Source organism: Acinetobacter sp. AL9 (assembly GCF_041464035.1).
Lineage (GTDB): Bacteria > Pseudomonadota > Gammaproteobacteria > Pseudomonadales > Moraxellaceae > Acinetobacter > Acinetobacter towneri.
On sequence record NZ_JAYFSK010000004.1, the window covers coordinates 49,463 to 73,897 of the forward strand.

General features: G+C 40.2%; 27 protein-coding genes. 4 read left to right on the forward strand and 23 right to left on the reverse strand.

The window, feature by feature from the left end:
* The first annotated feature begins 11 nt into the window (after positions 1-11).
* The 3 genes from hflD (at position 12) to ACEO2X_RS01695 (ending at position 2,938) form a co-directional block, all read left to right on the forward strand.
* Complete coding sequence (gene hflD / locus ACEO2X_RS01685) at positions 12-743, forward strand: high frequency lysogenization protein HflD (RefSeq protein WP_004971659.1); 732 nt, start codon at positions 12-14, stop codon at positions 741-743.
* A 55-nt stretch (positions 744-798) separates the two neighbouring features.
* Entirely contained in the window at positions 799-2,187 is a 1,389-nt protein-coding gene (purB, locus tag ACEO2X_RS01690; protein ID WP_019837658.1) for an adenylosuccinate lyase, read from the forward strand.
* Positions 2,188-2,278: 91 nt separating this feature from the next.
* Positions 2,279-2,938, forward strand: a complete 660-nt coding sequence (locus ACEO2X_RS01695) for a DUF2238 domain-containing protein (RefSeq protein WP_371970977.1) — start codon at positions 2,279-2,281, stop codon at positions 2,936-2,938.
* Positions 2,939-2,978: 40 nt separating this feature from the next.
* Here ACEO2X_RS01695 and ACEO2X_RS01700 read toward each other — a convergent pair whose 3' ends face one another.
* From ACEO2X_RS01700 to ACEO2X_RS01745, 10 genes are all read right to left on the reverse strand, one after another.
* A complete protein-coding gene (locus ACEO2X_RS01700) occupies positions 2,979-3,218 on the reverse strand; it encodes a hypothetical protein (RefSeq protein WP_154320872.1) in 240 nt (79 codons plus the stop codon).
* Between the two features lie 27 nt (positions 3,219-3,245).
* Positions 3,246-3,707: a hypothetical protein gene (locus tag ACEO2X_RS01705; protein ID WP_154320873.1), complete on the reverse strand. Its 462-nt coding sequence runs from the start codon at positions 3,705-3,707 to the stop codon at positions 3,246-3,248.
* Positions 3,708-3,816: 109 nt separating this feature from the next.
* The gene (gene sohB, locus ACEO2X_RS01710) at positions 3,817-4,779 is read right to left on the reverse strand and encodes a protease SohB (RefSeq protein ID WP_154320874.1); all 963 of its coding nucleotides are present in this window, start codon (positions 4,777-4,779) and stop codon (positions 3,817-3,819) included.
* Between the two features lie 73 nt (positions 4,780-4,852).
* Entirely contained in the window at positions 4,853-5,248 is a 396-nt protein-coding gene (locus ACEO2X_RS01715; RefSeq protein WP_371970978.1) for a hypothetical protein, read from the reverse strand.
* A 344-nt stretch (positions 5,249-5,592) separates the two neighbouring features.
* Positions 5,593-6,519 (reverse strand): phosphate ABC transporter ATP-binding protein PstB, encoded by a 927-nt coding sequence (pstB, locus tag ACEO2X_RS01720; RefSeq protein WP_096901086.1) that lies wholly within the window; start codon positions 6,517-6,519, stop codon positions 5,593-5,595.
* A gap of 13 nt (positions 6,520-6,532) precedes the next feature.
* A complete protein-coding gene (gene pstA, locus ACEO2X_RS01725) occupies positions 6,533-7,921 on the reverse strand; it encodes a phosphate ABC transporter permease PstA (RefSeq protein WP_168418179.1) in 1,389 nt (462 codons plus the stop codon).
* On the reverse strand, positions 7,921-9,300 hold the full coding sequence (gene pstC / locus ACEO2X_RS01730) for a phosphate ABC transporter permease subunit PstC (protein WP_019837665.1): 1,380 nt from the start codon (positions 9,298-9,300) through the stop codon (positions 7,921-7,923). Before pstC ends, pstA begins: the two co-directional genes overlap by 1 nt.
* A gap of 98 nt (positions 9,301-9,398) precedes the next feature.
* Positions 9,399-10,424 (reverse strand): substrate-binding domain-containing protein, encoded by a 1,026-nt coding sequence (locus ACEO2X_RS01735; protein ID WP_168418178.1) that lies wholly within the window; start codon positions 10,422-10,424, stop codon positions 9,399-9,401.
* A gap of 483 nt (positions 10,425-10,907) precedes the next feature.
* Positions 10,908-12,440 carry an aspartate aminotransferase family protein gene (locus ACEO2X_RS01740; protein ID WP_371970979.1) on the reverse strand — a complete coding sequence of 511 codons (1,533 nt, stop codon included), beginning with the start codon at positions 12,438-12,440 and terminating at the stop codon, positions 10,908-10,910.
* A 4-nt stretch (positions 12,441-12,444) separates the two neighbouring features.
* Complete coding sequence (locus ACEO2X_RS01745; protein WP_070153093.1) at positions 12,445-13,818, reverse strand: diaminobutyrate--2-oxoglutarate transaminase; 1,374 nt, start codon at positions 13,816-13,818, stop codon at positions 12,445-12,447.
* Between the two features lie 493 nt (positions 13,819-14,311).
* Between ACEO2X_RS01745 and ACEO2X_RS01750 the strand changes: the two genes are divergently transcribed.
* Positions 14,312-15,016, forward strand: coding sequence for an SIMPL domain-containing protein (locus ACEO2X_RS01750; RefSeq protein ID WP_168460074.1), 705 nt, complete (start codon positions 14,312-14,314; stop codon positions 15,014-15,016).
* Positions 15,017-15,504: 488 nt separating this feature from the next.
* On the opposite strand, the gene ACEO2X_RS01755 is transcribed toward ACEO2X_RS01750, so the two are convergent.
* The 13 genes from ACEO2X_RS01755 to ACEO2X_RS01815 all read right to left on the reverse strand — a co-directional run bounded on the left by ACEO2X_RS01755 (position 15,505) and on the right by ACEO2X_RS01815 (position 24,420).
* Positions 15,505-15,825 (reverse strand): terminase small subunit, encoded by a 321-nt coding sequence (locus ACEO2X_RS01755; RefSeq protein WP_371970980.1) that lies wholly within the window; start codon positions 15,823-15,825, stop codon positions 15,505-15,507.
* Positions 15,816-16,223: an HNH endonuclease gene (locus ACEO2X_RS01760; protein WP_371970981.1), complete on the reverse strand. Its 408-nt coding sequence runs from the start codon at positions 16,221-16,223 to the stop codon at positions 15,816-15,818. The genes ACEO2X_RS01755 and ACEO2X_RS01760 overlap by 10 nt, the downstream gene beginning before the upstream one ends.
* A 54-nt stretch (positions 16,224-16,277) precedes the next feature.
* Positions 16,278-16,631: a hypothetical protein gene (locus ACEO2X_RS01765; protein WP_371970982.1), complete on the reverse strand. Its 354-nt coding sequence runs from the start codon at positions 16,629-16,631 to the stop codon at positions 16,278-16,280.
* Positions 16,628-17,341 (reverse strand): HK97 family phage prohead protease, encoded by a 714-nt coding sequence (locus ACEO2X_RS01770; RefSeq protein ID WP_371970983.1) that lies wholly within the window; start codon positions 17,339-17,341, stop codon positions 16,628-16,630. Before ACEO2X_RS01770 ends, ACEO2X_RS01765 begins: the two co-directional genes overlap by 4 nt.
* Positions 17,342-17,344: 3 nt before the next feature.
* Positions 17,345-18,289: a hypothetical protein gene (locus tag ACEO2X_RS01775; protein ID WP_371970984.1), complete on the reverse strand. Its 945-nt coding sequence runs from the start codon at positions 18,287-18,289 to the stop codon at positions 17,345-17,347.
* A 66-nt stretch (positions 18,290-18,355) separates the two neighbouring features.
* Positions 18,356-18,721, reverse strand: a complete 366-nt coding sequence (locus ACEO2X_RS01780; protein ID WP_371970985.1) for a hypothetical protein — start codon at positions 18,719-18,721, stop codon at positions 18,356-18,358.
* 272 nt (positions 18,722-18,993) lie between these two features.
* Positions 18,994-21,291, reverse strand: a complete 2,298-nt coding sequence (locus ACEO2X_RS01785; protein ID WP_371970986.1) for a YfjI family protein — start codon at positions 21,289-21,291, stop codon at positions 18,994-18,996.
* Positions 21,288-21,683 carry a hypothetical protein gene (locus ACEO2X_RS01790; protein ID WP_371970987.1) on the reverse strand — a complete coding sequence of 132 codons (396 nt, stop codon included), beginning with the start codon at positions 21,681-21,683 and terminating at the stop codon, positions 21,288-21,290. The genes ACEO2X_RS01785 and ACEO2X_RS01790 overlap by 4 nt, the downstream gene beginning before the upstream one ends.
* Positions 21,676-21,984, reverse strand: a complete 309-nt coding sequence (locus tag ACEO2X_RS01795; protein ID WP_371970988.1) for a hypothetical protein — start codon at positions 21,982-21,984, stop codon at positions 21,676-21,678. Before ACEO2X_RS01795 ends, ACEO2X_RS01790 begins: the two co-directional genes overlap by 8 nt.
* Positions 21,985-22,108: 124 nt before the next feature.
* The gene (locus ACEO2X_RS01800; protein ID WP_151862552.1) at positions 22,109-22,327 is read right to left on the reverse strand and encodes a helix-turn-helix domain-containing protein; all 219 of its coding nucleotides are present in this window, start codon (positions 22,325-22,327) and stop codon (positions 22,109-22,111) included.
* A complete protein-coding gene (locus ACEO2X_RS01805) occupies positions 22,324-22,599 on the reverse strand; it encodes an AlpA family transcriptional regulator (RefSeq protein WP_104500654.1) in 276 nt (91 codons plus the stop codon). The genes ACEO2X_RS01800 and ACEO2X_RS01805 overlap by 4 nt, the downstream gene beginning before the upstream one ends.
* A 100-nt stretch (positions 22,600-22,699) precedes the next feature.
* The gene (locus tag ACEO2X_RS01810) at positions 22,700-23,299 is read right to left on the reverse strand and encodes a hypothetical protein (RefSeq protein WP_371970989.1); all 600 of its coding nucleotides are present in this window, start codon (positions 23,297-23,299) and stop codon (positions 22,700-22,702) included.
* On the reverse strand, positions 23,299-24,420 hold the full coding sequence (locus tag ACEO2X_RS01815) for a tyrosine-type recombinase/integrase (protein ID WP_371970990.1): 1,122 nt from the start codon (positions 24,418-24,420) through the stop codon (positions 23,299-23,301). Before ACEO2X_RS01815 ends, ACEO2X_RS01810 begins: the two co-directional genes overlap by 1 nt.
* Between the last annotated feature and the right edge of the window lie 15 nt (positions 24,421-24,435).

The following is a 24,435-nucleotide window of genomic DNA, read 5'->3' on the forward strand; positions in this document are numbered from 1 at the left end:
GATTGTTTTGGATGACAGAGTTACCGTTTCAACAGTCACCAACTCTGAATGTTCGCCAAAATCGTGCCTTGGCGTTAGCGGGTGTGTTTCAAGCCACCCAGCTCACGCACATGACTGCACTCACAGGCAGACAAAGTATTGGTGAAAGCGGTAACTTTTATTTTGAGCAATTAATTAAAGCCAGTTTAAATATCCGTCCAAGTAGCAATCACAGTTCGCAAACTTTGGATTTTTTTAATCATTTGGCCGATATTTCTTTGGGTTTAAAAACGCTAGAAAGCAGCATCAACCAACCTTTTAATACTGCTCCTAAATCGCGTTTACCTAAACTATCCAATACCAAACTACCCATGTCGTATGCGATGGCACTCTTACAATTAGAAAAGAAAGTGTATAGCAATCCTAAATACGTCGAAATTATTGAGCAGTCACAGCAAAAAATCTTAAAACAACTTTCATTTTTTGATCATAACTATTTGCATCCCAGTATTATTGCCAATTTAGCCCAAACCTATGTCGATACTGCGGGACAAATTAACCCGCGCATTATGGTACGTGGCAATGCAGAAGCATTTAAGGATTCTGCACATACCAACCGAATTCGAGCTTCGCTTTTTACAGGCTTACAAATGGCACACCTTTGGCGTCAACTTGGTGGTAGTTCATGGGGCATGGTATTTAGCAAACGTAAATTATTACGTGATATTCAAGATCTGGCGCGTTTACAGTATCAGGTGGTTTAAACCATGCTGAACACGCTTTTGTTTTAGGTTTAATTCCAAAGTTTAAGGAATCGATATGAACGCTTTAACCGCACTTTCTCCATTAGATGGGCGCTATGCAAGCAAATGTGATGCTCTCCGCCCTTTCCTCTCTGAGTTTGGTTTAATCCATGCTCGTGTGACTGTTGAAGTGCGTTGGTTACAAGCGCTTGCCAATCGTCCTGAAATTACCGAAGTACCTGCTTTCAGTGCTGCAACGAATGCTGCATTAGATGCAATTGTTGCAGATTTCTCTGAAGATGATGCCAACCGCATTAAAGAAATTGAACGCACCACCAACCATGACGTAAAAGCAGTTGAATATTTCTTAAAAGAAAAAATTGCCAACATTGATGAGTTAAAAAATGCAGGTGAGTTCATTCACTTTGCTTGTACTTCAGAAGACATCAACAACTTGTCACATGCTTTAATGCTTAAAAATGGTCGTGAAGTATTGGTTGCAGCGATGCAGCAAATCATTGATTCGATTGTTGCATTGGCAGAAAAACACGCAGATCAACCAATGTTGTCACGTACTCACGGTCAAACTGCAAGCCCAACAACTTTGGGTAAAGAAATGGCAAACGTGGCATATCGTCTTGCACGTCAAATCAAACAGTTCAAGCAAGTTGAGCTTTTGGGCAAAATCAATGGTGCAGTAGGTAACTACAACGCTCACCTTTCTGCATACCCAGAAATCAACTGGCCTGCACATTCTCAAGCATTTGTAGAATCTTTAGGTTTAAGCTTTAACCCATACACGACTCAAATTGAGCCACACGACTATATGGCAGAATTGTTTGATGCGCTACGTCGTTTCAACACCATTCTAATCGACTTCAACCGTGACGTTTGGGGCTACATCTCACTTGGTTTCTTCAAGCAAAAACTGAAAGAAGGTGAAGTTGGTTCTTCAACCATGCCGCACAAAGTAAACCCAATTGACTTTGAAAACTCTGAAGGTAACTTGGGTATCGCCAATGCAGTCTTGGCTCACTTAGGCGAAAAATTACCAATCTCTCGCTGGCAACGTGACTTAACTGACTCGACTGTATTGCGTAATATGGGTGTTGGTTTTGCACAAAGCTTGATCGCATTTGAAGCTTGCTCTAAAGGTATTGGCAAACTTGAATTGAACGCACAACGTATTCTTGAAGATTTAGACAATGCTCAAGAAGTATTGGCTGAGCCAATTCAAACTGTGATGCGTCGTTATAACATCGAAAAACCATACGAAAAATTAAAAGCTCTTACACGTGGTCAAGCTATGACACGTGACATGATGGTAGATTTCGTGAATGGTAATGAGTTGGAAGGCGTTCCTGCAGCAGATCGCGCACGTTTAGCGACAATGACGCCTGCAACTTACACAGGTAATGCAGCTGAACAAGCAAAACAAATTCAAGATTTAATTGCTAAAATCTAATTTGTAAAAGCATTCATCACAATACAAAAATGCGAAGCTTCGGCTTCGCATTTTTATTAGAATAAAACAAATCTTCCAACTTAAACATCACATGCAAAATCAATTCCGCATTCAACATTACTGTGCTTTAGGCTTGGTTATACTCGCCATGCTTGCTGCCAGTATTCAACCACTGGAATTTGAATCGTGTCTACTGCATCAGGCAGGCACAGTTTTTATGCTCGCGGCTTTATTGATTGCGTTTAAAAAAGTAGGACTGAGTTTTTCTAGCTTTGTGCTGTATTTAATATTTTTACTGATTCATATTGTCGGAGCACATTATCTGTATTCTTATGTGCCCTATAATGATTGGATTTTGCACAGCTTTGGCTTCAATTTAGATCAGAGCATGGGTTGGTCACGCAATATGTATGACCGTTTTGTGCATTTGGCTTATGGTATTTTGCTCTACCCTGTTTTATTGCGCTTGTTTGAAGTCTGGTTTCCAAAAAACAAACCGATCGTTTTATATTTTTTAGTCATTCAATTTGTCATGGCAAGCAGTTTGATTTATGAATGGGTGGAATGGCTCATTGCGCTTGGCTTATCGCCTGAAGATGCTGAAAATTATAATGGTCAGCAAGGTGATATTTGGGATGCACACATGGATATGCTTTTAGCAACGATAGGGGCAATGTTTACGGGTGTACTAATGTGGATTTCTCAAAAAAAAAAGCTCATTAAAGTGAGCTTCTTAGATCGTCCTGAATAAAAGTTTGAATCATGCATTTAATTATCTTCATATTTTTCAATTATGGAAGTGGACAATATCGCTGCCAATCATCTTTCATTTTTTGCAATTCATTACCAGTCAATATCTCACTATAATAAATAAAATAGGTGGCATCAGGATATTGAATCTCATGTCTGTACATGATTCCACGTAGAGAAACAGACAACTCTTCTGGGAAGTTATCCGCTATATTCAGCTCTTCAAATTCATAATTAAAATAACAATTTTGCGTTGCAAGATATGCTTCAGCGACAGCCATATTTCTGCTCTAATCATAAAATATACTTTATTTTATCTGATTCGCTTCAATACTGGTCTGTATTTCGGTGGGTTCAATCCATTTCAGCAGCTTAGATTCTGACAAATGTGGGTATTTAAACCTGTCCAAGTATTCAAAGCAGACCTTGTGTCCTTTCGGCACTTTCTCTAAGTGCTGGCCAAACAACAAATGCCGATTGTATTTATCACCCTCAAATCGAATACTGACACGCTCAAATGCTTCACGACGACGAACCTTATGTAACTGATAAAACTGCACTACGCCACATTGCTGAGATGCAATCACAGGTGGATCATTTGGCTTTAAAACACCATACAATAGAAAAATGCAGACACTGGGTAGAAAGCTCAGCCAAAATAAAACTTTCTTTGAATCATGGTTAATGAGTTTGTTTTCAGCATAGAGCATTGCGAACATCGGAATAAACACGATGCTTAAGAATCCCAGTAACAAAATAAACGTAAGCATATGCGTCCAGGCTAAATCAAACTACTAACCTTATATCATAATGATTTGATTTGAAAAAATAAAAAAGCCCACAGAAGTGAGCTTTCCCTATCATTTGTAGAGGAATAAATTAAAGTTTCGGATCACGCATTTGGACTAAGCTTGAATTTGCTTTACTTAAACTTTCTATGACTTTATTCATTACAGTTGGAATCAGACTATCTGCCATTTGTGCAGCTTGTAAACCCAGCTTTTCACCCAAAGTTGGCTTTTTACGAGTTTGAATCACATAAATATCATGCTGTGGCAATAAGCTCAGTAAGTATTCATCTGAGGTTTGTAGCTTGTCTACCAAGTTTAAATCCAGTGCATCCTGACCATACCAATGCTCACCTGTCGCCACTTTTTCAACATTCAGTTGTGGACGGTATTTTTCGACAAAGTGCTTAAATAGTACGTGAGTTTGTTGCAATTCCTCTTCAAACTTAGCCTTGCCTTCTTCGGTATTTTCACCAAACATGGTCACAGTGCGCTTGTATTGACCTGCTGTGTACATCTCAAAATCTATATTTTTTTCTTTGAGCAAGCGATTAAAGTTCGGTACTTGTGCCACTACTCCAATAGAACCCAAAATGGCAAATGGCGCTGACACAATTTCTGAACCTATACATGCCATCATATAGCCACCACTTGCTGCGACTTTATCGACGCAAATCGTGAGATGGAAACCTGCATCACGCAAACGTACCAATTGTGCAGCTGCAAGCCCATAACCATGCACCATACCGCCTGGACTTTCCAAACGTACCACAACACGGTCACGTCCAGCTTTGGCCGTTGCCAAAATTAGGGTGATTTCTTCACGCAATTGCTCTACAGCAGACGCAGCAGTATCACCTTTAAAATCCAACACATAAATTTTTTGATTGTTCTTTTTACGGGCGCGCGCTTCACGTGCCATTTGTTGTGAAAGTTGTAATAGCTCGAGTTTAGATGCCGTGGTTTGCGCAATTTTTTTTCGTTGTTCATTAATTCGCGCATTCAAATGACTAATCCGAATTTCGGCAGGTAGTTTAGGTAAATGAAATAACATAAAAATGAGTTCTCAATTTAATTCGGTTTATTAGGACTACATTAGGTCAATTTCGACTTTTTCAATACTTTTTCTATCTTAAAGCAGCTTCTTTTTGAATCAATCGTAAATATCGTTTAGAAATCTGCCGAACAGCCATTAAACGTACAGCAAACCAAATTTGCCCCTGATAGCAAATCCCAATAATAAGTGCGTTGATCGGCCACCAACCAAACAGTAGAAAACTACCTCTACGCTCATGATCTGAAGGTGCAAGCATTGAATAGAAACACACTAAACCTACGCAGAAACACATTACGCAAAGAAATTCACCTACTGCACTGTGCAAGAACGGTAACTTATTTTTTTGATGTGCTTTTACATAGCGATAAAACTTAAATTTAGCATTGGCATCAATATAGTCTCGCCAAGACTGCCGAAAATGGGGATCACTTGCTTGCTGCTGTACCCTAAAATAAACAACAAGCACTATCACACCTGAAACTATCACAAATTGATCATACAACCAACGATGATAATTGCTCATATTGGGGCTTTGAGAAGTTGGAAACCACCCATCATGGTTAAAAAACGTTGCCAATCAAATACTCAGCAAAACCAAAAGTGCTGCTATCGTCTCTGCACTATGTTGAAATCCAAACAAGGCATCGATTATTTTTTTCGTGGCTTGGCGTGCTGGTTTTGCCTGTTGTCGTTCTTCTTGTGAAGGAAACTGCATTTTTTATTTTCGCTGCGCGTACAAAACAATCAATACTATAACAAAAAAACAGAATCCTAAGATTCTGTTTTAATAGCTTTCAGGACTTAAGCAAATTAACCAAAACGACCTGTAATATACGCTTCTGTTAATTGATGGTCTGGCTGAGTAAACACTTTTTCAGTTGCATTCACTTCAATCAAATCACCCAAATGGAAGTATGCAGTACGGTCAGATACACGTGCTGCCTGTTGCATAGAGTGCGTTACAATTGCAATTGTATATTGAGTAGAAAGTTCAGAAATTAATTCTTCTACTTTTGCCGTTGCAATTGGGTCAAGTGCCGAACATGGTTCATCCATTAAAATTACTTCTGGACTTACCGCAATGGTACGTGCGATACAAAGACGTTGTTGCTGACCACCCGACAAACCAGTACCTGGTTGATTCAAACGGTCTTTCACTTCATCCCACAAACCAGCTTTACGCAAACTGTTTTCTACAATTTCTTCCAAATCGTATTTATCGCGCGCTAAACCATGCAGTTTAGGGCCATAGGCTACGTTTTCAAAAATTGATTTTGGAAATGGGTTTGGCTTTTGGAACACCATACCAACTTGCGCACGTAATAATACGACGTCAAGGTTAGGATCATAAATGTCTTGGTTATCCAACATCACTTTACCCGTTACACGACAGCTATCAATGGTGTCGTTCATACGGTTTAAAGTACGCAAGAAAGTAGATTTACCGCAACCAGATGGACCAATAAATGCAATCACTTCATTTTCATAGATATTTAAATCAATACCTTTGATTGCTTCAGATTCACCATAGTACACATGCACATCATTGGTACTTAATTTCACATTTGAAGACTTCGCTTCTTTTTTGCTAGACGCTTGTGTATCAAACTGTGAAACAAACGAAGTTGATGATTGCTTCTGTTCTACATCTGGAGATGTAAATTGGCTTTGCTGTGGATTCACTTGTTTATCCTGTTCTAAGGAATTTGGTTTTTCTGTGCTTGCTACAGTATTCATATTCTGCCCTCAATTACCAGCGTACTTCAAACTTCTTACGTAACCAGATTGCAAGGCTGTTCAAGCCAATCATTAGCGCAAGCAATACGATAATGGCTGCAGCGGTACGTCCTTCAAAGAAGTTACGCAATTCATTACCCTGCCATAAGAAAATTTGCACAGGTAACGCAGTAGATTGATCAAATGGAGTTGCTGGTACACTGGCAACAAAGGCACTCATACCAATTAATAACAATGGTGCAGTTTCACCTAAAGCTTGTGCGACACCAATAATTGCACCCGTTAAAATACCCGGCAATGCAAGTGGGAGTACATGGTGGAACACAGTTTGTAAACGCGATGCGCCCAAACCTAAAGCTGCCTGACGAATAGACGGTGGCACTGCTTTTAACGATGCACGTGTGGTAATAATTACGGTTGGTAAAGTCATTAAACTTAACACTAAACCACCCACCAACGGTGCAGACAATGGTAAGTGCATCCAACCAATAAAGATGGCAGCACCTAACAAACCGAACACAATAGAAGGTACAGCAGCCAAGTTGTTAATGTTCACTTCAATAATATCAGTAATGGCATTTTTTGGCGCAAATTCTTCTAAGTAAATTGCCGATGCCACACCAATTGGAATCGAAATAAAGATCACAATTAGCATCATGAATAAAGAACCCATGAATGCACCCGCCAAACCAGATGTTGCAGGAGAACTACGTGAGTCTGGGCTAACAAAAATGTTGGTATTGAATGTACTTTCAATAATGCCTTGTGACTCTAACTTGTCTGCCAATTGACGTACTTCAGGGCTTAACTGTTGCTGCTCATCTGGCAGGCTACGGTCAATATTACCTTCTAACCATACATCTACGTTAGCATCTGCAAGTACTTTAACATCTTTGGTTTGACCAATCAGTGATGGATCAGCCAACACCATGTCACGTACACGGTACGCTTCAGAACTGGTATATAAATAGCCAAGATCATCACGCTGTGCTTCTAGCGCTTTATCTTTAGCAATAATGCCGTTCACAATGAGGGCATCCCAATCGACCATGCCCATTTCAGTTTGCCACGCAATCATACGTTCTTCGTATTGGGCTGGTGACTCACCTGCAATTGCTTTCGGTTTTGGACCTACATTCACAACTGCTGGATCGAAATAAATTGGAAGGCTCATGCTGCTTTGCCAAAATGCTGGCAAGCCTTTGGCCAAAATACTGCCAAAAAGCAACACGACAAAGAATAAACCTGCGATAACTGCCGACAGCCCCATAATACGGAAAGTTTTTTCCTTACGATGGCGCTTACCCAATGAACTGGCGATAGTCTTTTTACGTTGTTCACGTAATTCGGCAGCAGCTTGTGGATCTAACTGATCCAAAGACGATGTATTTGAAGTACTCATTAGTCGTATTGCTCACGATATTTACGCACGATGTATAGTGCAACAATGTTCAAACCTAAGGTAATCACGAACAGGGTCAAGCCAAGTGCGAAAGCAACCAATGCTTGCGGACTTGCGAAATCTGTATCACCTGTTAATTGGTTGACAATCGTAATCGTAACCGTAGATACCGCCTCTAATGGGTTTGCGTGTAGTAAAGGACTATTACCTGCAGCTAACACCACAATCATGGTTTCACCAATCGCACGTGACGCAGCAAGTAAGAACGCACCAATCACCCCTGGTAATGCAGCTGGCATAACCACACGGCGAATGGTTTCAGATTTGGTTGCACCCAAGCCTAAAGAACCATCACGTAGCGCACGCGGCACTTGCGTAATAATGTCATCAGACAATGAAGATACAAATGGAATGATCATAATACCCATGACCAGACCTGCAGTTAATGCACTAGTGGCATTAATATCGAGTCCAATTAAGGCACCTGCAGTTTTTAAGAACGGACCAATGATCATCATGGCAAATACACCATATACAATCGTTGGAATACCCGCTAAAACTTCAATGGTTGGTTTTGCCCAAGCACGAAATTTAGGAGATGCATATTCTGCTAGATAAATTGCAATCATTAAGCCAATTGGTACTGCAACAAGTAAGGCAATACCACTGACCATTAAGGTACCCCACAGCAATGGCAATAAACCATAACTGCCGTCTGCACTACCCGATGTACTAAAACCTGGGTTCCAGACAGTACCAAAGAAGAAATCCAGTGGGCTAACGAAACTAAAGAATCGCATTGCTTCACTGAACATAGACATCACAATACCGACTGTAGTCAGAATCGCGACACCAGAACATAATGCCAAAGAAATGTTGATGATTTTTTCAACTTGGTTACGTGCGCGGAATTGTTGTGAAACACGTTTCTTTGCCCACACCAGACCAAATAAAGCCGCACAAATAACAACCGCAAGTTTAGCGTATGAACCAATCGTTGCTACTTTAGACAATTGCTCTGCTGCTGCAATTTCATAAGCAGCTGGTGTATCACTTACACCAAAACCAGAAGCAATCGCTTGTACACGATCAACCAAAACACTGGTACTTGCAGGATCTAGACCAGCAGCAATGTGCGCAGGCACATTATTTAACACCACTTGCTCTAGAATACTTGGTTCAACCAAGTTCCAAACAATCAAAATTAAAAAAGCAGGGATACCACACCATAATGCTACCAACGCACCATAATATCCTGGGCGTGAATGTAACATTGCAGAGTTATTTCCCTTACCTGCTAGGTTACGGCTCTTGCTTAACCCGATTTGATAGGCTATGGCGATAATGGCCAATAACACACCTATGAGTAGCAGATTCATGTATTCTCCACTGTTTTTTCAATTTCGTTTTTGAAAAAACATTTCTTAGCAAAAAGCCGATGGCAGGTCATCCCTGCCATCAGCTGTTTTAACTCAAATTACTTAACCGCTTTACCAGCTTTGAAGTTAGCAAGAACTTGTGCACGCTCTTTGTCAGACATAGAAATTAAGCCTGCTTTGTCTAACTTAGAACCTTTACCAGATACTTTTTTGCTCAAGAAGTATTCAGTAAACTCTGGTAAGCCTTTGATTGATTTAAGGTGCTCACCTTTCACGTAGAAGAACAATGGACGTGATACAGGGTAAGAACCATTTAAGATTGTGTTTTCAGACGGTGCTACGTTGTTTACAGTTGCAACACGTAAACGGTCACGGTTTTGGTCATAGAAGCCTAAACCAAATACACCTACTGCGCTTGGAGAAGTTTTCAAGCGAGCCAATGTTTCTGTGTAGTCACCCGCAATTTCAATTACACGACCATCTTTACGGAAAGATGTACATGCTTTTTTCTTCGCATCTTTGTCTAAAGCTTTAATTGCTGAGTAAGCTTCACAGCCTGCATCAACCATTTTTTCTTGGAACACTTCACGTGTACCGTGGTTAGATGCTGGAATAACTAGAGTAATAGGCTCATTTGGAAGCGTTTTGTCAATTTGGTTCCAACGTGTATATGGGTTAGCAACCATTTTACCTTTAGATGGTAATTCAGCTGCAATAGCTGCAAACACGTGGTAAGGCTTTAATTTATAAGCTGCTTTGTTTGCATTTGATGCAAATACAATACCGTCGTAACCAATTTTAATTTCTAAAACTTGGTTAACGCCTGCTTTTTTACAAGCTGCTAATTCTGAATCTTTAATTTTACGAGAAGAGTTCGCGATGTCGATTGTGTTATCACCTACACCGTTACAGAACTGCTTCAAACCACCTGAAGAACCGCCTGAACCAACAACTGGAGTTTTGAATTGTGGGAAAGTATTACCAAATTCTTCTGCTACAATACTTGCGTATGGTAGAACGGTTGAAGAACCCGCGATTTGGATGGTGTCACGAGCTGCGTTTGCAGTTGTTGTTACAGCTGCTGCAGATACGGCTAAAGCAATGGCGATGTTTGTAAAGCGCATTCTGTTCTCTCTCAATGTATGCAAGTTCGGAGTACGTCACTTGTTATTAAGTTTTGTACTTATTTCGATAACTGCATTGTGGTTTTATAATATGACAGCCATGTTACAACTTTGTTACGCTTTGGTTATATTTGCCTTTTCTGCATTGATTTATTTTAATTTCCTTAAAAATCAATATGTAATAAAATATTATTGTGCTCACTTTTTTCTTAAATTTATTTTTAAAATGTAATAATTCATGCCAATGTCATCTTTTTTCATGAATTTTTCTGAAATATTTGCTGTTTTATTCATCAATTCTAATTATTTTCTATGACAAATACGCCTAAAACCATTGAAGAATCTACGATGAACTCTTTTATTACACTCAAATTAACAAAACATTTTTAGCCCCGTTCTACGCTCGCTAAACAATAGGCACAAAAAAAGCCACCGTAGTGACTTCTTTTGCTGTATTTGATCAAAATTGCTGTAATTCAGCCATTAGTCAATTGCTGGTGTATATGTACCTGCAGCAATTGCATCTTTAATACGTTCTGCTTCAGTTAAGACCAAACCAAGTAAGTTCTTCACGTTGTCTAATGTTGCAACAGGGCTTAACGTCGTCATTTTCAATGATTGGACATTGCCTACTTTGGTTACACCAATATTAGCTTCACCACGCGCAAATAATTCATCTGCCACGTTTTGGTTCAGGCTATCTAAGAACTCTGCAGGATAACCTTCAGGCACAACACGGAACAATACAGAAGCAAACTGAGGCTCAACCAATAACTCTAAACCTGCCGTTGCTTTAATATAGTCAGCAACATCACGAGTTAAGGTCACACCATGGTCAATCATTGAACCGTAGAGCTCTTCACCTAAGGCTTCAATAGTCATCCAAAGTTTCAATGCATCAAAACGACGTGTCGTTTGTAGTGACTTAGACACAAGGTTTGGTACACCGTGTTCTTCATCATACGCAGAGTTCAAATATTCTGCTTCATAGTGCATGAAACGATAGTTCGCTTCATCTTTCAGCAAGAACGCACCGCACGAAATTGTTTGGAAATAATGCTTATGGAAATCAAGTGTTACAGAATCTGACAACTCAATACCATCAAGCATGTCACGATGACTGTTAGAAAGAATTAATGCCCCACCCCAAGCCGCGTCAATGTGCATCCATGCGCCATATTGATTGGTGATGTCACGAATCTTTCTAAGTGGATCAATCGCACCAGCATCGGTTGTACCCGCAGTTGCAACCACACAGGCAACAATCTTACCTTCTGCTTTTAAATGTGCCATGGTTTGCTCAAGTGCAACCACATCCATTTGTGCATTTTCATTCACAGGTACAGTAACAACCGACTGGAAGCCCATACCCATCATCGCCATGTTCTTTTGCACAGAGAAGTGTGCATTTTCAGAACAAATGACTTTTACGTTGCGCATTGCATCGCTTGGTACACCATCTCGCTGAACAGACCACGGATTACCGTTTTCATCTTTCCAGTTTTTCGCAATACAAGCATCACGCGCCAATAACACACCCATTAGGTTAGACTGTGTACCACCTGATGTGAACACACCTGCCTGACCTTCGCCATAGCCAACTTTTTGACGTAACCAGTCAATTAGCTGTACTTCCATCAATGAACCAGCAGGGCTTTGATCCCATGAGTCCATAGATTGGTTGGTTGCGTTAATTAACACTTCTGCAATTTGGCTTGCCACCATGGTTGGGCAATGCAAATGCGCCAAAGAATGTGGATGATGAACTTTTAAACTTTTATTTAAGAAAAGCTCTACCATGCGTTCCAATGACTTTTGTACACCTAAACCCTGTTTAGACGGCTGGAAAGCAATCGCTTCACGCAATTCTTTAATGCTACCGCCCGTGTACATTTTGTCATTTTGCAACCATGCTGCGACTGCTTGAGTCGCTTGCTCCATTGCTGCACTGTAGTCAGCAATGGATTGAGCATCATTGCAGAGTAACGCTTTACGATGTTCTGCAAAATCTACCATAAACTTATGCGCCTCGTACTGCGACTAACGCTTCAGCAATTGCTTTCTTGAAGCGAGCGATAACTTCTACACATTCTTCTTGTGTAATGATCAATGGGCAAAGTAAACGAATTACCGTACCGCCACGACCGCCTTTTTCAAGCAATAATTTGTTGTCAAAACATGCAGCTTGAACAGCAGCAGCCAATTGAGAATCTGCTGGATAAGCACCTAAACGGTCTTTTTCTTGGCGTTCATCTACAATTTCAATACCAATCATTAAACCGCGACCACGAACATTACCAATACATGGGAATTCAACCGCTAATTTTTTCAATTCAGCCTGAAGGAACTCACCACGCTCTTGTGCGTTTTGTGCCAAGTTTTGTTCTTTAATGGTTTTAAGTACAACAAGACCTGTACCCATTGCCAATTGGTTACCACGGAAAGTACCCGTATGACCTGCTGGCTGCCATGCGTCGAACTTACGTTTAATGGCAAGTACAGCTAATGGTAAACCACCACCAACAGCTTTAGACATAACAATCACGTCTGGCTCAATACCTGCATGTTCAAATGCAAACATTTTGCCTGAACGTGCAAAGCCCGCTTGTACTTCGTCTAGAATTAAAACGATGTTGTGCTTTTCAGTCACTTCACGGATTTTCTTCAACCATTTTACTGGTGCAGTCACAACACCGCCTTCACCCTGAATTGCTTCAAGAATTACAGCTGCAGGCTTAGTGACACCGCTTTCTACATCTTCAATAAAGTTTTCAAAATAATACGTTAAAGCATCTACACCCGCTTCGCCACCAATGCCAAGTGGGCAACGGTATTCATGCGGATACGGCATAAATTGAACACCAGGCATTAAACCATTTACTGCATTTTTTGCAGACAGGTTACCTGTCATGGCCAATGAGCCATGTGTCATACCATGATAGCCACCTGAGAAACTAATAACTGAGCTACGACCTGTGTAGGTTTTTGCCAGTTTAATTGCAGCCTCAGTGCCATCTGCACCTGTAGGACCACAGAATTGTAAGCAGTACTCTTCTTGGCCGCCAGGCATGTGTGAAAGCAACGCTTCAGTAAAAGCATCTTTCAAAGGTGTCGTTAAATCTAGGGTGTGTAATGGCAAACCACTCGCTAAAGTGTCTTGGATGCTTTGAACCACCGCAGGATGGTTATGACCCAATGCCAAGGTCCCTGCCCCAGCCAAACAATCTAGGTACTCAGTACCTTCAACATCGGTAACCCAACAACCCAGTGCTTTCGCTATCGCTAACGGTAATTTACGAGGATAACTACGCACATTCGATTCCATCTGACTTTGGCGAGTCAAGTAGTATTCGTTTGTGGAATGGTTGGCAGGGTTTACAGAAGTAACGCTCATATCGAATTACCATCTCTGATATGGGTTGAAAGAAATAAGTCTGGTGACTTGCGGTCCTTTGACTCGGTGCTTTTTTGATCTAGCGAGATAGAGTTTTGTTCTTCAAGACTAGGAAGCGGGATAATACCTAATTTTTCTAGAAAATAAACAGGTTTAACCCAAATATTGCCTAATTTCATCGAAAAAACATATCTTGCAGATGATTCGATTGAATTATCATCTTACATTGTGACAAAGGAAAGAAAAATTAACTCTTTCCTATTCCTTTATACTTTCTTTTGAGCAATCTCTCAAGCTGTGCAGCATTTATTTTCAAAATAGTATAGATCATTATTTTTATTGAATTTTATAAACCTGAATTTACTGCAATTTTATAGCGAAATTTTACAAAGCCACCACAATTTCGACTAAAAATCCTCACAAAGCAAAGTTACTATTTAAAGCAGACAAATCAACTTCAAACTTTCCGATAATTTGAACAATAGGTCAGAATATGCGCTTACTTTCTCTCGCTGCTACGCTCTTGGCTGCTGGTGCTGCCAGTACGGTATTTGCACAGCAAAATGAATCACTGAATTACAATATCGTCAATGTACAAGCTGAGGCTTCACGCGAAGTTTCAAATGATCAAATGCATGCAGTACTGTATATTGAAAAAAGTCACAAACAACCTGCAGAGTTGGCTTCGCAAATCAATCAGTTAATGAGCCAAGCTATTGCAACTGCACGTAAATATCCACAAGTGAAGGTAGAAACAGGTTCACAAACCACTTATCCAATTTACGACAATGACAGCCGTAAGTTAAAAGAATGGCGTGGTCGTGCCGAAGTGCGCGTGCAAAGCACCGACTTTAAAGCCGCAAGCCAATTGGTGAGTGAGCTACAACAAAACTTCCAAACCCAATCAATTAACTTTAGCGTGTCGGATGCCCAGCGTAAAAAAGTTGAAAATGAGTTAATGGTAGAAGCCTCTAAAAACTTCCAGCAACGTGCGCAAATGCTGAGTCAGGCTTGGAATAAATCGGGCTATAACTTGGTGAATTTAAACCTGAATACCAATTCTTATTTCCCACAACCTGTGATGCGTGCGAGTATGGCTAAATTTGCAGTCGCGGAATCGGCAGTAGCTGATCAAGATATGGCGGCGGGTGAATCTAAAATTACCGTCAATGCAAATGGAACGATTCAGTTTAAATAAACTTGAAGCATGACATGCGTTGTTTAAGTAATAAAAAACCCGCTTAGATATTCCAAGCGGGTTTTTTAATAACTTCAATTGAATGATAACTTACAGCATCATCAATAAATCGCTATGTGATAGCGATTTATTCTATATTTAACCTTTTGTTTTCACTATGTTTTATTTTTATTTTTAAATTTTAACCTCCAGTCTAACCTCCATCACTCTAAAAAATCACAAAATACTTTTGATTGCAGATACGTGCATCCAGGCGCGTGTGCATTGCCGAAGTTGAGGATTTTAAATAAGCTGATCCCCTTACTGGTGGCTCAGGTATGGTCATCTTGACCACTGGGGGGGATTATTGTTCTTCAGCACATCAAAGATAAGAAACCACCCGAATAACCACACTGTAACTCTATTGGGATTTTAAGCCCTAAAACCACAAAATTAACAGCGTTGTGCGCGCGCGTACGCGAATACATCAAGCTTAATAAATAGTCAATTCAGGCGTGTTTTGAGTGGAAATAAGGCAATAAAAATATAGCTATCTCTAATCTAGTGTGCATATCCACCAGCTCATCATTCATAATCTGAGTGAGCAACTCAAGCGGATCGGTTGAATTGTTAATAATCTCTGTAATGTTAATATTTTTAGGTTGTATATCTCTCTTTAGGTAAAACTTCACCTGTTTATCTTGCATCAACCTATATCCTTGCTGCTTTGCTGATTTTTCAGGGCATCCAGCATGAATAGCTGCATCCTTTTGATTCATTCCTTGCCTGATACCCTCAATAAATTTCTGTTTTTTCTTGGTTAGCTCCATCGGTAAACATTCCTAAAAAAGCAGTTTTTTTTGCGAATGTGAGGTTGCGGGATTAACGCTAACCAATTCCTTTTTTCATCAATCAAAGCCCCCCTACCTCTCAAGGTCGCTTCTTCTGCTGTCTTTAACTCATGACAAGGTGATTTGCATAATAGCTGTAAGTTATTCAGATTATTCGACCCACCCATCCACAACGGTTTTATGTGGTCTACTTCCATCTCAAACATGCTGACCCTGCCACACTTAGCACAAGTGTATTCACCCTCAAGTAATACCTGCTGTCTGATTCGCTGCCAAGTATTGCCATATAATCGAGCTGTCCCTCTCCGCAGTTGGTTGGTGCGTGGCTTGATCTTTGCCACCTGAAGCCGTGGTTTTAATGTTGGTAGTTTTGCCATTGTTCTGTCCTAAATAAAAAGTGATGGGACTAGCCCACCACCCGTACTGAATAACTATGCTTCAAAGGATCGGGGTTGATTGCTCTTAATGCTTCCCCATATCTCAAAAGCTGTTTTAATTTTCGGATTGCTTCTATTGTTCTTCAGGTATCCCATAAAATCATTTCGGTAAATGTGGAAAAGCATTCCAATTCTAACCAACTCTATTTTTTGGGGATTGTCCGAATACTTACATAGAACTTGAGCAACGCCTTCCAGTGGTAAACGCTGCACACTGGATATAAAGTCCGTTTCCTGTGGTGTCATTGTTCGCCCTTTATGCTGAAGCACATCCACACAATAGCTGCGGAACTTATAATCATTCTTCGGGAGCATTGCCATCATTCTAGTTTTAAATGTTGGTTTCATAAGTCACCCCTTAAACTGTCTGCCATCAATCGAACCTTATTGGCTTTATCTTCACCAAACTCATTAATGAATGGCTCCAGCAAGCTCTTGCGCTTCACCTGATCGGCATAGGCTAGTTGAGCAGCTAGCAGCTTCTCCTGGTGGCTTAGTCCATCCGCTACAATATCCGCACTGATTGGTGATAACTTCACACCGCCTGTATTTAATTTAACAGTCCTGTGACCTGATCCCGATAACCGCACCCCTGCATTAGATGCTCGCTTGATCTCGGTAATCGTTGCCTGCGCATTGCATGGGATTGTTACCGCACTAATCTCAAATACTTCGATTGCAGTGTAATGAATGCCACCACCTGAACGAATGTCATAATCCAGTGGTCTAAAGCCAATACTTAAACCACGCACTAAACCCTCTTTGATAGCATTCCAGGCATGGTCTACCTGATCCTTTAAACTTCCAGCTTCTTTGATTTTTGCAATCTGCACCTCAATTTCTAAACCCTTTGAAGTTCTGTTAGCAGAAACAACATTGCCAATAGGCTTTGAGTGGTCATGCTGCCAAAGAAAAGGAAAAGGTAGATCAAATAACATGCCGTTGGGTTCAACAATATCATTTGCCCGATCAGGGGCAATGGTAGAAGCAATGCCTTTAATGATACGTTTTTCTTCATCAACGGTTTTTAATGTAAGTGTTGAGTAGGCTTTTTCCATAACTTAGCCCTCAATCACTGTTGCACTATGACCAGTCTTAAATTGATAGCCATTAACCCCCATGACTTTTATCGCCATTTTATTTTCTTGGAATAAATACACTGGCGTATCGGTTAGGCTGTTTACTGTTGCTTCATTGGATAAGGCTATTTGTACTGTTGGGTCTGTTGCTAAAATTAACTTTGACGCATCAAATATAATTTTCTGAGTCTGTGGCACTGACTTATTTGTAATAACTGGAATGCCACGAATAAAACCACCATTTACGCCCAGACTATCTAGCTCTAATTCATTCGCAATATTTAAAGCAGTAAACGGGTTGAGCAGTAGGATTGCGTCCTGTGGGTCATCAATCGAAGCTAAAGCGTTGGTAATGTCTGCCAGTAGTGTCGGCATTGTGGAGCCTGTAGCGGTGACTGTAGTCGCGTCTGCTGTGATGGATTCGATAAAGTCTGCATTCTCGCCAGCAACATAGCTATTAATTAAAGCTGAATTAATTAAAGGCTCAACCTTGCTAAAAACATCACTTGTAAAATAACGCTCAGGAAAAATGGCATAGCCACCGATTTTTTTTGCATCAATCTTAAATTCAAGCTCTGATACTTCTGTCAAAATAGCTGTGGGCTGTGCCTGTGCTACAACTTCACATGCTGAAAGGTCAAAACTGCTCAGAGCTTCTTTCATAGGCATGAATAAATTTCTGCCCAGTGCTTCAATCTGACCAATCAAACTTTTTTCTTTAACTAAATTTACAAACTGCTGACTGGCTGCAATGGCTGCATAATCCGCCTGTGTTGGGTCTGTGAATCCTTTTGATACCATCATCTGAGCAACGGCTGAAGCTGCACCAAAATGTTTGACCGCTACTTCTTGTGGGGAAATATGCCCTTTTTCTGCCTGACGTTGAGCAAATATGCTTTTAACTAAGGTAGTGACATTGGTTTTCATAAAAAAAATACTCATATAAAGGATATGAGTAAATATAGAGATTAATTATTATTCTGTGTTTTGGCTTTATAACGCCTTATAACTATCTCGTTTAGCCAAGTATTCGGCAATGTTATAAATCGTGTATCTGTACTCATTGCCCACCAGCACACAATCTGGAGTTAATCTTTTTTGCAGTCTGGCCACCCTAAAAAATGCTTTTGATTTACCCAGCAACTTAACTGCCTGCTGCTCTGATATTGTACCATTTGCTGCTGGCTTCACCTCCAATTCTATTGCTTTCATATAAAGGCTGTTCATATATGGCTGAATATCAATTAAACGCTCCGACATGACCAACTTGGAACGCTCTATTATTTCTTTTGTTTTGGCTCTGTTTATTCCACTTTCATATAAAACAGATTCAATAACCTCAGTAGGTAGCATCATCATCTATACCTCATAAACTTGACTTTCTCCCTGCATCATTTCACTATCTATGTGCAGTGATTTTTACGCTAAATTAGCTCCCTATTTCGGGAGCTTTTTTAGGTCTATACACTTTGAGCAATCTGTTATTGCTATTTTCTTAGTCTGCCGATTGGGTTACTCATTGTTTCTAACCTCATAAAAAAATATTTTTTCTCGAAATATAGCCAAAAGCACACCGACTAAACCTACTAAACCTCGAAAAAATAAGTTTTGTCGGTTTAGTCGGTGCTGTTTTAGGTGTTTTTCACCGAAAATATTTTTTTATTTATTAAAAATCTTTTTTTCGGTCTGCCACCTTTTACGGTTGGCTCGACTTCTTCAAGTTGCACCCAGTGCTTCTCTGCGAGAACGTCCAACGCTTCATAAACACTTTCAATGGTCGCTAAGTGCTTCCAATTTTTGCGGAGTATCTGACTTGCCGTTACTCCCTCACTGGATAGCCACTCATGCTCTACTGGCAACTGTTGCAACTTCAAAGCAAGCGCACTTGCTTTCAATTCGCTACTATTTAAAACAAGTCCATAGATTCGCCGCGCATGTTTTTCTAAATACTCACACCACTGGATTGCCATTTCTGCACTTGCTTTGCTGACTGCGCCGACATTTCCAAAATTCACACCATCAATGATGTGAAAAATTAAAGCTAAAGCTGGCATTAATTTCCCATATTTTGATAGGTGCTCTTGGATAATTGCATGTTCTTCATTTGCAATTTTTTCAGCATTTAACTGAGTAAACCAATCAATAAACAACGCTTGTGCCGATTCTGAAAATCGAAAGTATGGTCTATCGTTGTATTGGTCTGCTGGTTCAGCACCCATCTTTACAAGTTCGGACGGATTCAAGCTGTCGATTGCTTCAAATAGTTCATATACTGCGCTCCTAGCGTCCTTGTTGGGATACCTGTCCTCATACTTCCACGTTGGTGCATCAGGATAAACAAGCAATTGGAAACGCTGTAACAAGCCATCATTTCCTGTACCTTGTACTGTTGATTCAAGATATGTAATAAGTTTGTCGGGCTGAATGCCACCTAGTAACGTGATGCAATGGTTTGGGATATAGCCTGCACCCCTAACAATTCTGTCGTATTGATAACTCCCTGTGCCGTTCCATCCCTCCAAGTAAAATGCACGCCCTGTATCCTCACCGTTTCGAGTAAGTGATGATAGCAAGCCGATCAATTCATCACGGATAATGATAATGCCGTTTGGATTGTTGATTTCTAAATCGGTCAATGCTTCGGGGCTAGTATCGTTTGTTAGGTAGCGTTTTTCGGGGATTGCTTCATCATCTGCATGACTTTGCATGTGCTCAATAATTTCTTGTTCTGCCTTAATTTCAGCAAGATTAGCTATCGCTTTTTCTCTCTCCTCCTCAGTCGTTTTTTTACTGGCGATAGTTGCATTTAGAGCCTTGATTTTACTTGCAAGCTCAAGTGCTATTTTTTGCTTTTCTATGATTGCCTGCTTTGCCTTTTCCCTTTCTTCATCTGTTGGCATTGCAATCACACCGCCTTTTTTTTGCTTCGCTTCGGCTTTGGCTTTCATCACGAGATTATTCAATGGCTTTGCCCCTGCATTAAAAGCTGGGGATTTCTTCATACTTGGATTGCCAATAATGCCGCCCCACAAGTTCGGCACGATCTCCCAGTCGTCTTGCTGCTTCGGCTTGATGCTCACCCTAGCACCAATTAAACCGCCCAAGCACGTTAGTAAGCTCACAGCAACAAAATCACTTGGCATGTGGTCGGCACGTTCCGCATTGTCGAAAACATACTCGCTTAGGTCGGTTGGCAGCATATCTCTTGTAAGCTGTTGCACTGGTAGTAACTCGGCTTTTATCGGCTCAGGTTCTCCCCACTCATGCGCCTGTGGCTGTTCAAATGAATCCTGATCTATTGATTGCTTCAATTGATTAACTTTTTCTAAAAACAGTTTTTTAATACCTGCTTTAGTAAGTTCTTTAAAACTGTCATCCAATTGAACAAATAAATCCTGATTCTGTTGAGGCGGATTAAAGCCAGCCATCATTCTAGGTATTGTTTCAGGCATACCATTGTTTATAATCTGATACGCTGCATCAATATCTTTGTGAAGTACAACGGCCTCCCCAGCCTTAGCAAGTTGCACAAATAAATCTATATTGTCTGTACCTAGAACATACGACATATATTTATTATTTGTGTTGCTTGCGAATACTCCAGCTTCACCAATAAAAAATGATACTTTCTGAGAATCAATTTCTTTGTGGGGTGTCTGATCCGTGTCGTATTTTTTGGCAATGCCTTTGATTGCATAGCCTACAATTTCGCTCAATTGCTCAGGATTCACATAAGGCAGTGCTGTGCATTCTTCACAGTTATAACTAGGCAATTTAGAGTAAATATAGCTCTCAGGCTTAACTTTGAGATTGCGCTCATCAATACAACCTGTCGCAAAATCTTCAATCGAATGATATTCGGTTGTATTGCCTGTCACTGGGTCGGTGCTAACTGCTAAGGGAGCGTTAAGAGTGATTTTTGCATTCATGCTGCACCCCCTTTCATTACATAATCCACCGCAACTTCTAATAATTCATTTAATGAGCTACAAGCTAAGGTCAAGCCATTTATAGCTGCTGCTGTATGCCCTTTTGCTAGGTTTAAATGCGCCAGTTCTTCAAGCGTGTATAGGATGCCAGTAGCAAGATTAACAATCATTGAAATGTCTAGGATTGTTTTTGCGCTTGCACTTTCAATATCTTCTAAAGCAGAACTTGCCAGCGTTTCGTATACTTCAAGCATCGCCTTTGCTTTGGCATCTGATATGTCGTGTTGGTCATAGCTCACATATAAGCGAAGCAATGTACCCTCTAGTGATTCAATAATCACTTGAGAATTTTCTAAAAAGTTTTGAGCGGTTTTATTGATTTGTTTAGGCATGAGAATGCGCTCCTTTTGATTTTGGAGCTTTACCATTCACGACCAAGTGAGGGTGGCAAAGCTGAAAGGGGTTGGTCGACTGGCTCAAAAGGTTACCAGCACACTCGAAAGTGTCCCCATCCAGCTCCGCCATAACATGCGAACGCATAGAGATATTACGCATAAAAAAAGCCCGAAGCGGACTATATGCGCCTTTTGAAATATAGCCGACCAAAGCTAACTTTGAGATTTTGCTCAAAGCAAGAGAACTATAACCAATATGATCTGGTCTTTGCAATGTGAATTTTTCAAATAGTTTCATTTTTTCACACCTTTAATGCCCTGGTGCTGCTGGGATAATTTGAAGTTTTTAAAATAGTGGCTTTCTGTTGCCAGTGGCTTCATGTATTCGATAAATGATTTCAGATAATGCTTATGATTGTTTTTCATGCTGCCACCTCTTTAACAAGCTCATAACGTGCATGTCTGCCAATGCCTGACTTATTGCGCTCGTTATGGGTCACAATGTCATAACCTGCATTTCGTAAACGCTGAATAATTGCGCTCAGGCGGTAGCAGTTAAAAAGGTCGATAGCTTCAGCCTGGGAAATAGTTTTGCCTTGCTTGAGGTGTGCCAGGACTTGTTTTAATTGAGTGTTGTTCATGCTGACTGCTCCTCAATCCATTTCTGAACGTCTGAAGCTCTCCAAACAGTGACATTGCCACCCATGCGGATCGGTTGTGGAAATTTACCTTCACTCACCCAAGTCCATAGGGTTTTTTCTGAGATTGGTAAAATACCTTGTCGTGCTGGCTTGGCGTTTAGTTTTCGGGTTTTTCCAGCATTTGCGCCAGTTTTATAAACGTGGATTTTTTCTGGAGTGGCTGGAGCTGAAGCGATTTGTTTAGCTCGGTAAAATTGTTCGCGCGTTTGCATACTGCACCTTTCCTTCACATTGAGTAAGTTGGTAGATGCAGTGTCGTTTTTCTAAGATTTGTGTATCAGGGTAGAAAATCACCCTCTTTAAGTTGAATAACTACCTGTTTTTATTTTTACTTATAATTTTTCTAATTTTATCAATATCTTTTGGAACTGTCGGTATTTGATTTAATCGCAAAAAATCACTGATAAAACTATATTTATCTTCAGCCTTGACCTTGCCAGTCTTACACTTTTCAAAAAGAAAATTTATTGTGCAGATAAGATTAGCTTCAATATGATTTGTATTTCTTCCTTTTAAATTAGAATATTTTTTGATTTCTTCTTTTGAGTAAATAATTGAGCATTGATATTTAATTAATAAGGATTTTAATTCTTTATCAAGTAAGCTACTTAGCCCCATCTTGTGCCAGGCTTCAAGCATATAAGCATTTTGATTTAATGATGTTAGGTTAATTTCATCAACTAAATTTTTAATTAATCTCTCCATTTTCTCAAGGTGGATAACATCCTCCTGCGCTGAATTTCTTGTTTCTCTGACCTGAATATCTAGTTTCGCTCTACCCAGAATCAAGCCAGCATCATCCAAAAAAGATTGCCTATCAATATTCAGGCCATCAAATAAATATAAGCTCTGCTCAGATATAGAGGTATTCAAAAAACCGCCATCACATTGTTTTTCTCTTTTTCTAGCCATCACCCCACCCCATTAATTTTATTCGCCAGCTCCGTAGCAGTTGGGTTGTAATACTTCATCAGCGTTTTTAAATCTTTATGTCCTGTGACTTTTGCCAAGTCTTGAACTGGTAGCTTTTGGGATAGCCTTGTGGTGGCCTCATGCCTGGTATCGTGGAAATTTAAATCTTCAATTTTTAGTTTTTCAGTAACGACCTGCCAAAAGTAGCTCGATAAAGTATTTGCACTTGTGAGAGTGCAAACTGTTTCTTCGTGGATTCCCTTCATCAACTCCAGCAATTCTTTTGCTTTCATGGAGAGTGGAACCTTCCGCGAAGTACCGTTTTTTGTATCAGGTAACAATACATAATCATCCGTGATATTCAGCCATTTCATACCAACTATTTCGCTGGCTCTCATTGCTGTTTCGATAGCAAACAAGAATGCCCAAGCGGTCTGCTGTTTTTTATTCACTGGCTGGAATGTTGGGTGATAACTGAATGCTTTTAGAATCTGATCTATTTCATTTTGAGAGATGCGTCTATCCCTATGATCTGATTCACTTGGTTTTGAAATATCAGTCAATGGTGAACCTGTGATGATACGAAGCTCCTGTCGTGCATATTTGAACACACTACCCAGCAATCCTAAATCTCTCTTAACTGTTGCAGCCTTGACCATCTTCAGGCGTTCATTTCTCAACTCAATCATATCGAGCTGATCCACCTGGCTAACTGGCTTCTGCATAAGTTTAGGAAATAACCTGATAAATAAGTTGAGAGAAGCAACTTCCTGCTTATGTCCTTTATGAGTAGGGGATACAACATCCCTATAAGATTCAATCAACTCTCTAAAGCTCATGCCTTCAAGCTGCTTTTGCTTTTCTTCTTTCTTTTTCTGACCTGGACTTATACCACTGGCCAGCATGATTTTTATTTCATCACGTTTCAATCGTGCTTCTTTAATAGAGATAAGCGGATACTCGCCTATTGTGATAGTCCCTTTTTTTCCATCAAGCGTATAAAGCACCTTCCAGACTTTCTTTCCAGTTGGAGAGGTGAATATATAAAGCATGTCGCCATCACTGATTTTAAACAGCTTTTCTTTTGGTTTTATGGCTTCAATCTGTTGTTTAGTAAGCATTGCACACCTGTGGAG

Bases quoted from the DNA above. Each gene is read 5' to 3' on its own strand.
- pstB (WP_096901086.1), bottom strand. From the start codon at position 6,519: ATGAATACTGTAGCAAGCACAGAAAAACCAAATTCCTTAGAACAGGAT.
- hflD (WP_004971659.1), top strand. From the start codon at position 12: ATGACAGAGTTACCGTTTCAACAGTCACCAACTCTGAATGTTCGCCAA.
- ACEO2X_RS01750 (WP_168460074.1), top strand. From the start codon at position 14,312: ATGCGCTTACTTTCTCTCGCTGCTACGCTCTTGGCTGCTGGTGCTGCC.
- ACEO2X_RS01765 (WP_371970982.1), bottom strand. From the start codon at position 16,631: ATGAAACCAACATTTAAAACTAGAATGATGGCAATGCTCCCGAAGAAT.
- pstC (WP_019837665.1), bottom strand. From the start codon at position 9,300: ATGAATCTGCTACTCATAGGTGTGTTATTGGCCATTATCGCCATAGCC.
- ACEO2X_RS01815 (WP_371970990.1), bottom strand. From the start codon at position 24,420: ATGCTTACTAAACAACAGATTGAAGCCATAAAACCAAAAGAAAAGCTG.
- ACEO2X_RS01735 (WP_168418178.1), bottom strand. From the start codon at position 10,424: ATGCGCTTTACAAACATCGCCATTGCTTTAGCCGTATCTGCAGCAGCT.
- purB (WP_019837658.1), top strand. From the start codon at position 799: ATGAACGCTTTAACCGCACTTTCTCCATTAGATGGGCGCTATGCAAGC.
- ACEO2X_RS01780 (WP_371970985.1), bottom strand. From the start codon at position 18,721: ATGATGATGCTACCTACTGAGGTTATTGAATCTGTTTTATATGAAAGT.
- sohB (WP_154320874.1), bottom strand. From the start codon at position 4,779: ATGTTATTTCATTTACCTAAACTACCTGCCGAAATTCGGATTAGTCAT.
- ACEO2X_RS01695 (WP_371970977.1), top strand. From the start codon at position 2,279: ATGCAAAATCAATTCCGCATTCAACATTACTGTGCTTTAGGCTTGGTT.
- ACEO2X_RS01700 (WP_154320872.1), bottom strand. From the start codon at position 3,218: ATGGCTGTCGCTGAAGCATATCTTGCAACGCAAAATTGTTATTTTAAT.
- pstA (WP_168418179.1), bottom strand. From the start codon at position 7,921: ATGAGTACTTCAAATACATCGTCTTTGGATCAGTTAGATCCACAAGCT.
- ACEO2X_RS01740 (WP_371970979.1), bottom strand. From the start codon at position 12,440: ATGGTAGATTTTGCAGAACATCGTAAAGCGTTACTCTGCAATGATGCT.
- ACEO2X_RS01775 (WP_371970984.1), bottom strand. From the start codon at position 18,289: ATGAAAACCAATGTCACTACCTTAGTTAAAAGCATATTTGCTCAACGT.
- ACEO2X_RS01805 (WP_104500654.1), bottom strand. From the start codon at position 22,599: ATGCAAACGCGCGAACAATTTTACCGAGCTAAACAAATCGCTTCAGCT.
- ACEO2X_RS01745 (WP_070153093.1), bottom strand. From the start codon at position 13,818: ATGAGCGTTACTTCTGTAAACCCTGCCAACCATTCCACAAACGAATAC.
- ACEO2X_RS01790 (WP_371970987.1), bottom strand. From the start codon at position 21,683: ATGCCTAAACAAATCAATAAAACCGCTCAAAACTTTTTAGAAAATTCT.
- ACEO2X_RS01705 (WP_154320873.1), bottom strand. From the start codon at position 3,707: ATGCTTACGTTTATTTTGTTACTGGGATTCTTAAGCATCGTGTTTATT.
- ACEO2X_RS01785 (WP_371970986.1), bottom strand. From the start codon at position 21,291: ATGAATGCAAAAATCACTCTTAACGCTCCCTTAGCAGTTAGCACCGAC.
- ACEO2X_RS01810 (WP_371970989.1), bottom strand. From the start codon at position 23,299: ATGGCTAGAAAAAGAGAAAAACAATGTGATGGCGGTTTTTTGAATACC.
- ACEO2X_RS01795 (WP_371970988.1), bottom strand. From the start codon at position 21,984: ATGAAACTATTTGAAAAATTCACATTGCAAAGACCAGATCATATTGGT.
- ACEO2X_RS01770 (WP_371970983.1), bottom strand. From the start codon at position 17,341: ATGGAAAAAGCCTACTCAACACTTACATTAAAAACCGTTGATGAAGAA.
- ACEO2X_RS01760 (WP_371970981.1), bottom strand. From the start codon at position 16,223: ATGGCAAAACTACCAACATTAAAACCACGGCTTCAGGTGGCAAAGATC.
- ACEO2X_RS01800 (WP_151862552.1), bottom strand. From the start codon at position 22,327: ATGAACAACACTCAATTAAAACAAGTCCTGGCACACCTCAAGCAAGGC.
- ACEO2X_RS01755 (WP_371970980.1), bottom strand. From the start codon at position 15,825: ATGGAGCTAACCAAGAAAAAACAGAAATTTATTGAGGGTATCAGGCAA.